The sequence below is a fragment of the Pseudomonas parafulva genome (genome assembly GCF_000800255.1).
GTDB classification, from domain to species: Bacteria; Pseudomonadota; Gammaproteobacteria; order Pseudomonadales; family Pseudomonadaceae; genus Aquipseudomonas; species Aquipseudomonas boreofloridensis.
In genome coordinates this window covers 4,448,231-4,460,236 of the sequence record NZ_CP009747.1, presented here as the reverse complement: position 1 = coordinate 4,460,236, position 12,006 = coordinate 4,448,231, and the positions used below count along the sequence as shown (strand labels likewise).

Here is a 12,006-nt window from a genome sequence, read left to right as displayed (position 1 = left end):
ACCGCCTTAACCCTGACCCAGCAGAATCGCGGCGTAACCCTCCTTGTAGCTCGGATACTGCGGCGCCCAGCCCAGTGCCCGAGCACGCGCGTTGCTGCACCGCTTGCTCCCGGTACGACGCACGCGCTGCTCGTCCGACCATTCTGTGATGCCCAGGTACTGGCGCAACCAGGTGACCACGTCGGCCAGTGGCGCCGGATCGTCATCGACGCCGATATAACAGTCTTGCAGCACCTGCCCACCGGCATCGGCCTGCAGAAGAAACGCCAGCAGACCTGCGGCATCATCGGCATGGATTCGGTTGCCGTACAACGGCGGCTCTTCGGCCACCCGGTAGCCCTGACGCACTTGACTCAAGAGCCATTCACGGCCTGGTCCGTAGATGCCGGTGAGGCGCACCACACTGGCGGGCATGCCACTGTTCAGTGCCAGCTTTTCAGCCTCAAGCATGACTCGACCGGAATAGGCCTCTGGTTCGGTAGCCGCACGCTCATCGACCCAGGCGCCATCCTTCTGGGCATAGACGCTGCTGCTGGAGACGAAGAGGATTCGGCGAGGCCGCTGTGCCCGCTGCGCCATCCACGACAGCACGTTACGCAACCCCTCGACATAGGCTGCACGATAACCGGGCTCGTCGTGCTGACTGGCTGCCACGCAGTAGACCAGGTAATCGAAAGAGCCCTCGGGCCAAGCCGCTGGCATCTCGACTTGGGCGAGGTCCGCCGCCACCGGCAGCACGCCATTGGGCAGTTGATCGACGGACCTTCGCAGGCCATGCACCTGCCAGCCACGCGCGAGCAACTGTCGAGCCAATCGCCCGCCTACATCGCCGCAGCCTACGATCATTGCGGATAAATCGGGCATCACACACTCCAATTCCAAAGCCTCAGGCTAGCCCCTTCTGACGATCAGCGGCTATGGAACATATAAAAAAAGTTACTGTATTGCTTTTGTTAACAAGAATTAGTTGCAATAATGGCGCCCTGAAAAATTCTCGGCCTGCCTCGAGGCCGTGAAGAACGTCACCCTCTTTTCTTCATCAGGTCCGGCCAGCATGACTCGTACTCAACCCTCCGCTTCGCCAACCACATCGCGCGCCTGGGGCGCCATCGCCGCGCTGATGTTCAGCCTGGTACTGGCACCGGCCGCCATGGCTGATGAGCCCGCCGCCAATGGCGCAGCCGCGCCAGCCGCCGCAGCCCCGGCGACCCCGGCAGCCCCCACTGCTGCCCAGCCGTCGACGACAGACACCGCCGCCGCACCCGTCGACGCCCCGGCACCTGCCGACGACAGCACTCAGGCGCTGGTCGAGGACACCTCACTGGGCATGGCTCACGACCTGTCGCCCTGGGGCATGTACAAGAACGCCGACGTGGTGGTCAAGGCCGTGATGATCGGCTTGGCCATCGCCTCCATCATCACCTGGACCATCTGGATCGCCAAAGGCTTCGAGCTGCTGGGCGCCAAGCGCCGTCTGCGTGGCGAAATCGCCGTGCTGAAGAAGTCCGCCAGCCTCAAGGAGGCCAGCACGGTCGCCAACAAGGAAGGCACCCTGGCCCATACCCTGGTGCATGACGCCCTCGAGGAAATGCGCCTGTCGGCCAACAGCCGCGAGAAAGAAGGCATCAAAGAACGCGTCAGCTTCCGTCTGGAACGCCTGGTGGCCGCCAGCGGCCGCGCCATGAGCAGCGGCACCGGCGTACTGGCGACCATCGGTTCCACCGCACCGTTCGTCGGTCTGTTCGGTACCGTATGGGGCATCATGAACAGCTTCATCGGCATCGCCAAGACCCAGACCACCAACCTGGCCGTGGTCGCACCGGGTATCGCCGAGGCCCTGCTGGCAACGGCACTGGGTCTGGTCGCCGCCATCCCGGCGGTGGTCATCTACAACGTCTTCGCCCGCTCCATCGCCGGCTACAAGGCGCAGGTGTCCGACGCTTCGGCGCAGGTCCTGCTGCTGGTCAGCCGCGACCTCGACCACCAGGCTGGCGATCGCGCCGCCCCGCACATGGTGAAAGTGGGGTAAGCCATGGGCCTGCATCTCAACGAAGGTGGCGACGACCTCGCCGAAAACCACGAAATCAACGTCACCCCGTTCATCGACGTGATGCTGGTACTGCTGATCATCTTCATGGTTGCCGCGCCTTTGGCGACGGTCGACATCAAGGTCGATCTGCCCGCCTCCACCGCCAAACCGGCGCCGAGGCCGGAGAAGCCGGTGTTCGTCAGCGTCAAGGCCGACAAGAAGCTGTATGTCGGCGATGACCCGGTGGCCACACCCGATCAGCTTGGCGCGATGCTCGACGGCAAGACCAAGGGTGACAAGGAAACCACCATCTTCTTCCAGGCTGACAAGGGGGTCGACTACGGCGACCTGATGGAAGTGATGAACACCATGCGTGCGGCCGGCTATCTCAAGGTCGGTCTGGTCGGACTCGAGACGGCAGCGAAGAAATGACAAAGACGCGCTCCAACCTGGCGCGCTACGGTGTAGGCCTGGCGGTCGTGCTGGGTGTGCACGCGATCGCCGTGCTGCTCATGCTCAATTGGACGGTGCCCCAGGCCATCGAACTGCCTCCGGCAGCGATGATGGTCGAATTGGCGCCTTTGCCGGAGCCGGCACCGCCGCCGCCACCGAAAGTCGCCCCACCGCCGCCGGCGCCGGTCGAAGAGCCGCCGCTGCCGAAGGTCGCCGAGGCGCCGAAGCCGAAGATCGCCATCAACAAGCCGCCCAAGCCGAAGGTCAAGCCGCAGCCGCCCAAGCCTGAGAAGAAGCCCGAGCCGCCGAAGGACGAGCCTCCCGCCAAGGAGCAGGTCGCCGATACGCCGCCCAGCAATGCGCCACCGCAGAAGTCGGTCGCACCGCAGCCAAGTATCGCGTCCAACAGCAATGCCCTGCCGAACTGGCAGAGTGACCTGCTGCGCCATCTGGCCAAGTACAAGAAGTACCCGGAGGACGCGCGCCGTCGCGGCCTGCAAGGCATCAACCGACTGCGTTTCGTGGTCGATGCCGACGGCAAGATTCTGTCCTACTCGATGGCAGCAGGTTCAGGCAGCGCTTCGCTGGACCGAGCGACCATGGACATGATCCGCCGCGCGGGCACGGTGCCGAAGCCGCCGCCGGAGCTGCTGAACAACGGTCAGATCGAAGTGGTCGCGCCCTTTGTCTTCTCGCTGGACAAGCGCTGACACATTGAATCTGTCACACAGCCGCAAGTCTGATAACGTGCGTCTATCGATTGCACCCGCTATGCTGGGGCCGCAACTTCATGGACGCACGTTATGACCCTCACAGAACTCCGCTACATCGTCACACTCGCCCAGGAGCAACACTTCGGCCACGCGGCTGAGCGTTGCCACGTCAGCCAGCCTACCCTGTCGGTCGGTGTGAAGAAGCTCGAGGACGAGCTGGGGGTGCTGATCTTCGAGCGCAGCAAGAGTGCGGTGCGCCTCACGCCTGTCGGCGAAAGCATCGTCGCCCAGGCGCAGAAGGTGCTGGAGCAGGCCCAGGGCATCCGCGAACTGGCCCAGGCCGGCAAGAACCAGCTCACCGCCCCGCTGAAGGTCGGCGCCATCTATACCGTCGGCCCCTACCTGTTCCCCCACCTCATTCCACAGCTGCACCGGGTCGCGCCGCAGATGCCGCTGTACATCGAGGAAAACTTCACCCACGTGCTGCGCGAGAAGCTGCGCAACGGCGAGCTGGATGCAGTGATCATCGCCTTGCCGTTCAACGAGGCCGACGTGCTCACCCTGCCGCTGTACGACGAGCCGTTCTGCGCGCTGATGCCGGCCGATCACCCATGGACCGCGAAGAAGACCATCGACACCGCTCTGCTCAACGACAAGAGCCTGCTGCTGCTCGGTGAAGGTCACTGCTTCCGCGACCAGGTGCTCGAAGCCTGCCCGACCCTGAACAAGGGTGCGGATGCCTCCAAGCACACCACGGTGGAATCCAGCTCGCTGGAAACCATCCGTCACATGGTCGCCTCCGGCCTGGGCGTCTCCATCCTGCCGCTGTCTGCCGTGCACAGTCACCACTATGCACCCGGTGTGATCGAAGTACGCCCGCTCACCGCCCCTGCGCCGTTCCGCACCGTGGCCATCGCCTGGCGTGCCAGCTTCCCACGGCCCAAGGCCATCGAGATCCTCGCCGACTCGATCCGCCTGTGCTCGGTGGCCAAGACGCCCACGCAACAGCCGGCCTGATCCCATGACCGAGCTGTCGAAGGTTCCGGTCACCGAGCTCAAGGGCGTCGGCGAGGCCATGGCGGAAAAGCTCGCCAAGGTCGGGCTGGAGAACCTGCAGGATCTGCTGTTCCATCTGCCCCTGCGTTATCAGGACCGCACCCGCGTGGTGCCCATCGGCGCGCTGCGTCCTGGCCAGGACGCGGTGATCGAAGGTGTGGTCAGCGGCGCCGATGTGACCATGGGCAAGCGCCGCAGTCTGGTCGTGCGCCTGGGCGACGGCACCGGCGTGCTGAGCCTGCGCTTCTATCATTTCAGCAATGCGCAGAAGGAGGGCCTCAAACGCGGCACCCACCTGCGCTGCTACGGTGAGGCCCGCCCCGGCGCCTCGGGCCTGGAGATCTACCATCCCGAATATCGGGCGCTCAACGGCGACGAGCCGCCGCCTCCAGTCGAGCAGACCCTCACGCCGATCTACCCGACCACCGAAGGCCTGACGCAGCAGCGTCTGCGTCAGCTCTGCCAACTCAGCCTGAGCAAGCTCGGGCCACGCAGCCTGCCCGACTGGCTGCCTGACGAGCTGGCCCGCGACTATCACCTGGCGCCGTTGGACGATGCGATCCGCTACCTGCACAACCCACCTGCCGACGCCGACCTCGACGAGCTCGCCGAAGGCCAGCACTGGGCTCAGCACCGGCTTGCTTTCGAGGAGTTGCTGACCCATCAGCTTTCCCAGCAGCGCCTGCGCGAAAGCCTGCGAGCTTTGCGGGCACCGGCGCTGCCCAAGGCCAGCCGCCTGCCCGAGCGCTACCTGGCCAATCTCGGCTTCGCCCCCACCGGTGCACAACAGCGTGTCGGCAACGAGATCGCCTACGACCTCAGCCAGCCTGAGCCGATGATGCGCCTGGTCCAGGGCGATGTCGGCGCCGGCAAGACGGTCGTCGCTGCGCTCGCCGCCCTGCAGGCGCTGGAGGCGGGTTACCAGGTTGCGCTCATGGCGCCTACGGAGATTCTCGCCGAGCAGCATTACCTCACGTTCAAGCGTTGGCTCGAACCGCTGGGCATCGAGGTCGCCTGGCTGGCCGGCAAGCTCAAGGGCAAGGCCCGCGCCAGCGCGCTCGAACAGATCGCCGGCGGCGCACCGATGGTGGTCGGCACCCACGCGCTGTTCCAAGAGGAAGTGGTCTTTCGCAACCTGGCCCTGGCGATCATCGATGAACAGCACCGCTTCGGCGTGCAGCAGCGCCTGGCCCTGCGCAAGAAAGGCGTGAATGGTCTGCTCTGTCCGCACCAGTTGATCATGACCGCCACCCCCATCCCGCGCACCCTGGCCATGAGCGCCTACGCCGACCTGGACACCTCCATTCTCGATGAGCTGCCTCCCGGGCGAACGCCGGTCAATACGGTGCTGGTAGCCGACAGCCGTCGATTCGAGGTGGTCGAGCGCGTGCGCGCTGCCTGCGCCGAGGGTCGCCAGGCGTACTGGGTGTGCACGCTGATCGAAGAATCCGAAGAGCTGACCTGCCAGGCGGCCGAAAGCACCTTCGAGGAACTGGGCAGCGCATTGGGCGAGCTGCGCGTGGGCTTGATCCACGGACGCATGAAGCCTGCCGAAAAGGCTGCGGTCATGGCCGAGTTCAAGGCGGGCGGGCTGCAATTGCTGGTCGCCACCACGGTGATCGAAGTGGGCGTCGACGTGCCCAACGCCAGCTTGATGATCATCGAGAACCCCGAGCGCCTGGGGCTGGCTCAGCTTCACCAGCTACGCGGCCGGGTCGGCCGGGGCAGCGCAGCCAGCCACTGCGTACTGCTCTATCATCCGCCGCTGTCGCAGATCGGTCGCGAACGTCTGGGCATCATGCGCGAAACCAACGACGGCTTCGTCATCGCGGAAAAGGATCTGGAACTGCGGGGGCCTGGAGAAATGCTCGGCACCCGGCAGACGGGTCTGTTGCAGTTCAAGGTGGCCGACCTGATGCGCGATGCCGATCTGCTGCCAGCGGTGCGCGATGCGGCGCAGGCCCTGCTGTCACGCTGGCCGGAGCATGTCAGCCCACTGCTCGACCGCTGGTTGCGTCACGGCCAACAGTACGGCCAAGTGTGACCTTGGTCCCATTCGCGCCCCAGCTTGGGGCGCAGGATGGTTATACTTCGCATTTGAAAAAGACACATTGGAAAACAGACCATGACTGAAGTGGCCCTGGATACCGCACACCCGCACGCCCCGCCGGTCATCCGGCTGCTGCTGGAAAAACTTGGCATCGGCTACCGCGAGGTGCCGGAGCACCCACACCTGCCTGCCAGTTCGCGTGTCCAGGCGATCCTGCTGGACGATGAAGTCGGCGCACTCATGGTGCTGTTCGCACAGAGCCAACTGCTCGACCTCAAGCGTCTCGAAGAGCTCACCGGCCGCACGCTGACCGCGGTCCCGGTGGAGCGCCTGAGGAAGATGCTCGACAAGCATTCGCTCAAGGCCCTGCCTGGGCTGCCCGCGCTGACCAGTTCCCCCTGTCTGTACGATGAACGGCTACTGAGCGCCGATGCGCTGCTGATCCAGTCGGGAGAAACCGGTCTGCTGCTGGAAATTGCCCGAGACGATTTCAAGCGCATGCTGAGCAAGGCCAGTGCCGGCAGCTTCGGTGTGGAAGTCGAGGGCATCCGCCGCAACCTCGACCGTCCGCACGACGACACCCGCGAGATTTCCCATGCGGTTCAAGCCTTCACCGCCCGACGCATCCAGCAACGCCTCGAACAGACCATCGAGATCCCGCCGCTGGCCGACACCGCGCAGAAGATCATCAAGCTGCGCGTCGACCCCAATGCCAGCCTCGACGACATCACCGGCGTGGTGGAAACCGATCCGGCGCTGGCCGCTCAGGTGGTCAGTTGGGCCGCCTCGCCCTACTACGCTTCACCGGGCAAGATCCGCTCGGTGGAAGATGCCATCGTGCGGGTGCTGGGCTTCGATCTGGTGATCAACCTGGCGTTGGGTCTGGCCTTGGGCAAAACCCTGAGCCTGCCCAAGGACAATCCGCAGCAGGCCACCCCATATTGGCAGCAATCGATCTACACCGCCGCGGTGATCGAAGGCCTGACCCGCGCGATGCCACGTACCGAGCGTCCAGAGGCGGGGCTTACCTACCTGGCCGGGCTGCTGCACAACTTCGGTTACCTGCTGCTGGCCCACGTGTTCCCACCGCACTTCTCGCTGATTTGTCGCCATCTGGAGGTCAACCCGCACCTCTATCACAGCTACGTCGAACAGCACCTGCTGGGCATCAGCCGCGAGCAGATCGGCGCCTGGCTGATGAAGCTGTGGGACATGCCGGACGAACTGTCCACGGCGCTGCGCTTCCAGCACGATCCAAGCTATGAAGGGGAATATTCGGCCTATCCCAACCTGGTGAGCCTGGCCACTTCGCTGCTGCGCTCGCGGGGCATCGGCGCGGGGCCACAGGAGGAGATTCCCGAGGCGCTGCTCGAACGCCTGGGGCTGACACGCAACAAGGCCGAGGAGGTGGTCAGCAAGGTGCTGGAGGCCGAAGCACTGCTGCGCGAACTGGCCTCGCAATTCCACACCCCGCACTGACCGTGCGCGACCGCCTCACGCCTTCTTGCGCGGCTTGAGGTACTTCATCAGGCCCTGGAACCAGATCACCAGGGCCGGGTTGCCCTTGATCTGGATGCTCTTGTCCTGAATGCCCTGCATGAAGGCCAGTTGCTTGTTGCTCGCCTGCAAGGTGGCGAAGCCGAACGCCGCATCCTTGAAGGCGATGGCGAAGGCGGGATCAGGATGCAGGCCGCCCTTGCTGCTGATGCGCTCGCCACTGACCTTGAAGTGCCGCGCCACCTTGCCGTCCAGCGTCTGCATCTGGAACACCAAGTCCTTGCCGCGAAGCTGTTGCTGAAACGCCGGATTGTTGCGGCTGGCCCGGGCCATCAGCAGCCCCATGGCCCAGAGCAGAAAGCGAAACTTCATCAGGGTGCCTCGATGGAAAAGTGACCGAAGCGCGGATTCTAGCTTTTTATCGAACCGATTACGCCAGTGCGCACAGGGGTGTTTGTGCCAAATACGACGGGCGCCCATAGGCGCCCGTCTGGATGACACTGTAATGTCTGTCGGTTACTTGGCTTTCTTCGCCGGTTTAGCCGGCTTGCCGGAGGTCATGACGGTGTCACGCAGGTTCTTACCCGGTTTGAACGCTACGGTATTGCTGGCCTTGATCTTGACCGGTTGTCCAGTCTGCGGGTTCTTGCCAGTGCGCGCACCACGATGACGTTTTTCGAAGGTACCGAAACCAACCAACGTGACGGTATCTTTGTCGAGCGCGCCAGTGATGCTGTCGAGAATCGCGTTCAGGACCTGATTGGCCTTGTCCTTGGTCAAGTCGGTCTTTTCAGCGATGACGGCGGCGAGTTCTGGTTTACGCATAGTGAAGCCTCTTAGACGGGATTTTTTGTTGTTATGCCGTACTGCCTGCGAATGCAGCGCCCAAGGCGCCACAGGCTCTAGTCTGCGGCAGACGCCAGTGAGAATGGCATGCAGGCCGGGGGCGCGCCAGTATCTGCGCGGCCATTGTCGCGTCTAGAACACGACGCAAAGGACACTCCGGACGCCATTCACGCCAACAGCGGTGGCAGCCGTCGATTCAAGGCCAATTTTTCCATGACCGCCGTGCCCGTGAGCGCATAGCCGAGCAGCTCGCCTTCAGCGCTGTGGCACAGCACTTTCAGGTCGTTGCCCTGCCCTTCGATACGCCAAGTCCCCTCTCGCCCCAGTGGCGGGGGCGAAACTACCAGCGGGCATGCTGGCGTCTTCACCGTCACCGGCATCGGTCCGTAAGTCACGCCCGTGAGATTGCCGGCAAGCGTCTGCGCCAAGGCGCGGGCGCAGGTCATCAAGGGCATGACGTAGAGCAGGTTGAGACCGTCGACCTCGGCGCAGTCGCCCAGGGCAAAGATGTTGGCGTGGGATGTGCGTAACTGGCGATCCACAACCACGCCTCGATTGACCAGCAGCCCAGCCGCCGCCGCCAGATCGGTGCGAGGCCGCAGGCCCACGGCGGATACCACCAGGTCGCAGGCAATCACGCTGCCATCGGACAGTTGCGCCTGCAAACCCTCGTCGACACGCTGCAGTCGCGTCAGCACCGGTCCGAGATGGAAGCGCACGCCCAACTGCTCCAGGCCAGCCTGCACTGCATGCGCGGCAGCGGGGTGCAGCAGCGTCGGCATCAGTTGCTCGCACGGCGCGACCACCTCGCACTGGTAGCCACCCAAGGTGAGGTCGTTGGCAAACTCACAGCCAATCAGCCCCGCGCCGAGCACCAGGACGCGCCGCTTGCCGACAGCCGCGGCGCGAAAGCGGGCGTAATCCTCCAGGTCATTGATCGGAAAAATGTGCTGCCCACCATCGCCTTCTACCGGTACCTGTACCGTCTGTGCGCCCCAGGCCAGCACCAGGTCGCGATAGGCCACAGCCTCCTCGCCGATCCACAGGCGCTTGTGGCCGGGGTCGATACCGCTGATACGCGTATGGGTGCGGATCTCGGCGTTGAGCTGCTCGGCCATCGCGCCGGGCTCTGCCATGCACAGCTCGTCGGCGCCTTTTTGCTTGGCGAAGCCGGTGGACAGCATCGGCTTGGAATAGGAACGCCCGTCGTCGGCGGTGATCAGCAGCAGCGGCGTTTCGCTGTCGAGCTTGCGAAACTCTCGGGCCAGGTTGTAGCCCGCAAGGCCGGTGCCGATGATCACTACAGGTGACGTCATGTCGGGGTTCCTCTCTGAAAGGGTCTTCGATCAGCCGATGGCGATCATTTCGAAGTCGCTCTTGCCTACGCCGCAGTCCGGGCACAGCCAGTCGTCTGGCACGTCTTCCCAACGGGTGCCGGGCGCGATGCCGTCGTCCGGCCAGCCCTCGGCTTCGTCATAGATCAGGCCACAGACGATGCATTGCCACTTCTTCATTGGTGATCCTCGGTCAGGCGTCGTGTTGCGTCGGGTGACGGCTGCGCGGGCAGGCCCGCACTGCACTCACCGCGCAATTCATGGGGGCTTTTTACTGGCCCGGCGGGCAGGATGCAAGCCTACCGGGCAATCATGCTAAGCTCGCCGCCTCTCTGGATGTAGCAAGCATACCGACGTGCCGTACGAATCCCCGCAAGCAGCCGCTGTCGCGTGGCTGGCGTATTCACAGCTGGCGAGCGAGCTCGACCCGCGCACCCGCGACTGGTTGTTCGACGAGGGCTCCCTGACCCGCCGCCTGACACACCTGTCCGACGATCACTTCTGCGTGACGCCCCTGAGCGAAGGCTGGCAGCCGCTGCGTGCCGACGAATGCCAGGCACTGAGCCTGGAGCCCGGCGCCCAGGGTTGGGTCCGCGAAGTGTTCCTGCGCGGCCACGATCAGCCCTGGGTGTTCGCCCGCAGCGTCGCCAGCCGTGCAGCGCTGGAGCGTGGTGGCCTGGATCTGGAAACGCTGGGCAGCCGCTCGCTGGGCGAGCTGCTGTTCTGCGACCAGGCGTTCGTTCGCCAGCCCATCGAAGTGTGCCGCTATCCCGAAGCCTGGCTGCCCGCGCCCAGCGCCAGCGCCGGACTGTGGGGACGACGCTCGCGCTTCTCCCGCGACGGCCTCGACCTGCTGGTCGCCGAGGTCTTCCTGCCGGCACTGTGGCAGGCTGAGCAAGAGGTGTCGTCCTGATGTACCTGAACCTGCTCAAATCGCTGAACCGCCTGCACCCCCGGGCCTGGGACTTCGTGCAGCTCAGTCGCCTGGATCGCCCCATCGGCATCTACCTGCTGCTGTGGCCAACGCTGTCGGCGGTGTGGATCGCTGGCAACGGTTCACCGACCCTGGCCAATGTGCTGATCTTCGGCCTGGGCGTAGCGCTGATGCGAGCGGCGGGCTGCGCGATCAACGATTTCGCCGACCGCAAGGTGGACGGCCACGTCAAACGCACTGCCGATCGCCCTCTGGCCAGCGGTCGGGTGAAACCGCGCGAAGCGGTCCTGCTGTTCGCCGTGCTGACCGGTATCAGTTTCCTGCTGGTGCTGTGCACCAACGCCAGTACCGTGTGGCTGTCCTTCGGTGGCGCAGCGCTGGCCTTCTGCTACCCGTTCATGAAGCGCTACACCTACTACCCGCAGGTGGTCCTAGGTGCGGCGTATTCCTGGGGCATTCCCATGGCCTTCACGGCGGCCGGCGTCGATGTGCCTGCCGCCGCCTGGTTGCTGTACATCGCCAACCTGCTGTGGACGGTGGCGTTCGACACCTATTACGCCATGGTCGATCGCGACGACGACCTGAAGATCGGCGTGAAGTCCACCGCGATCCTGTTCGGTGACGCCGACCGGGTGATCATTCTCACGCTGCAGGTATTGTCACTGGGCTGTCTGCTGCTGGCCGGCAGCCGCTTCGCGCTCGGAGGGTGGTTCCACCTGGGGCTGCTGGCGGCGCTGGCCTGTTTCGCCTGGGAGTTCTGGTCGACCCGCACACGGCAGCGCGACGCCTGCTTCAAGGCGTTTCTGCACAATCACTGGGCGGGGCTGTTGATCTTCATCGGCGTGGTACTGGATTACGCACTGCGCTGAACGCCTGGCCGGCGCAGGCACCGGCCTGCGCCGCAATCGCCAATGGGCTGCCGCCCCGACAAGCCGTATTCCATCCCCTCCCGCACCGGATTTTCAGTGGTGCCGCCGCCACGCCGCGAGGCCCCTCCGTTCATGCAATGTCGCCAGAATGGCCAACGCCCTGTCACACAGCTGCAATAATTCCGTTATCTAATGCGGGCCAAGACACCATAGATGGGAGAGGTT

Annotated in this window: 13 protein-coding genes; 8 read left to right on the top strand and 5 right to left on the bottom strand. The window is 64.4% G+C overall.

Features of this window, described 5'->3' with window-relative positions; all coding sequences use genetic code 11:
* Positions 1–6 precede the first annotated feature (6 nt).
* Positions 7–864 carry an SDR family oxidoreductase gene (locus tag NJ69_RS19565; RefSeq protein WP_039582445.1) on the bottom strand — a complete coding sequence of 286 codons (858 nt, stop codon included), beginning with the start codon at positions 862–864 and terminating at the stop codon, positions 7–9.
* Positions 865–1,054: 190 nt separating this feature from the next.
* Between NJ69_RS19565 and exbB the strand changes: the two genes are divergently transcribed.
* The 6 genes from exbB (at position 1,055) to NJ69_RS19535 (ending at position 7,780) form a co-directional block, all read left to right on the top strand.
* Entirely contained in the window at positions 1,055–2,029 is a 975-nt protein-coding gene (gene exbB / locus NJ69_RS19560) for a tonB-system energizer ExbB (RefSeq protein ID WP_039582443.1), read from the top strand.
* Between the two features lie 3 nt (positions 2,030–2,032).
* The gene (exbD, locus tag NJ69_RS19555; protein ID WP_039582442.1) at positions 2,033–2,461 is read left to right on the top strand and encodes a TonB system transport protein ExbD; all 429 of its coding nucleotides are present in this window, start codon (positions 2,033–2,035) and stop codon (positions 2,459–2,461) included.
* Complete coding sequence (locus NJ69_RS19550; protein WP_039582441.1) at positions 2,458–3,192, top strand: energy transducer TonB; 735 nt, start codon at positions 2,458–2,460, stop codon at positions 3,190–3,192. The genes exbD and NJ69_RS19550 overlap by 4 nt, the downstream gene beginning before the upstream one ends.
* 93 nt (positions 3,193–3,285) lie before the next feature.
* A complete protein-coding gene (locus NJ69_RS19545; RefSeq protein WP_029612275.1) occupies positions 3,286–4,212 on the top strand; it encodes a hydrogen peroxide-inducible genes activator in 927 nt (308 codons plus the stop codon).
* Between the two features lie 4 nt (positions 4,213–4,216).
* Positions 4,217–6,295: an ATP-dependent DNA helicase RecG gene (gene recG, locus NJ69_RS19540; protein ID WP_039582439.1), complete on the top strand. Its 2,079-nt coding sequence runs from the start codon at positions 4,217–4,219 to the stop codon at positions 6,293–6,295.
* Positions 6,296–6,376: 81 nt separating this feature from the next.
* Positions 6,377–7,780: an aminoacyl-tRNA deacylase and HDOD domain-containing protein gene (locus NJ69_RS19535; protein ID WP_039582437.1), complete on the top strand. Its 1,404-nt coding sequence runs from the start codon at positions 6,377–6,379 to the stop codon at positions 7,778–7,780.
* 15 nt (positions 7,781–7,795) lie between these two features.
* Here NJ69_RS19535 and NJ69_RS19530 read toward each other — a convergent pair whose 3' ends face one another.
* The 4 genes from NJ69_RS19530 to rubA form a co-directional block, all read right to left on the bottom strand.
* Positions 7,796–8,170: a hypothetical protein gene (locus NJ69_RS19530; protein WP_029612272.1), complete on the bottom strand. Its 375-nt coding sequence runs from the start codon at positions 8,168–8,170 to the stop codon at positions 7,796–7,798.
* A 144-nt stretch (positions 8,171–8,314) separates the two neighbouring features.
* Positions 8,315–8,623 carry an HU family DNA-binding protein gene (locus NJ69_RS19525; RefSeq protein ID WP_029612270.1) on the bottom strand — a complete coding sequence of 103 codons (309 nt, stop codon included), beginning with the start codon at positions 8,621–8,623 and terminating at the stop codon, positions 8,315–8,317.
* Positions 8,624–8,811: 188 nt separating this feature from the next.
* Positions 8,812–9,960, bottom strand: a complete 1,149-nt coding sequence (locus NJ69_RS19520) for an NAD(P)/FAD-dependent oxidoreductase (RefSeq protein WP_039582436.1) — start codon at positions 9,958–9,960, stop codon at positions 8,812–8,814.
* A 30-nt stretch (positions 9,961–9,990) separates the two neighbouring features.
* On the bottom strand, positions 9,991–10,158 hold the full coding sequence (rubA, locus tag NJ69_RS19515; RefSeq protein WP_029612269.1) for a rubredoxin RubA: 168 nt from the start codon (positions 10,156–10,158) through the stop codon (positions 9,991–9,993).
* Between the two features lie 175 nt (positions 10,159–10,333).
* On the opposite strand from rubA, the gene NJ69_RS19510 reads away from it, so the two are divergent.
* Both NJ69_RS19510 and ubiA read left to right on the top strand, forming a co-directional pair.
* The gene (locus NJ69_RS19510) at positions 10,334–10,891 is read left to right on the top strand and encodes a chorismate--pyruvate lyase family protein (RefSeq protein ID WP_039582433.1); all 558 of its coding nucleotides are present in this window, start codon (positions 10,334–10,336) and stop codon (positions 10,889–10,891) included.
* Positions 10,891–11,781, top strand: a complete 891-nt coding sequence (gene ubiA, locus NJ69_RS19505; RefSeq protein ID WP_039582431.1) for a 4-hydroxybenzoate octaprenyltransferase — start codon at positions 10,891–10,893, stop codon at positions 11,779–11,781. The genes NJ69_RS19510 and ubiA overlap by 1 nt, the downstream gene beginning before the upstream one ends.
* Positions 11,782–12,006 lie beyond the last annotated feature (225 nt).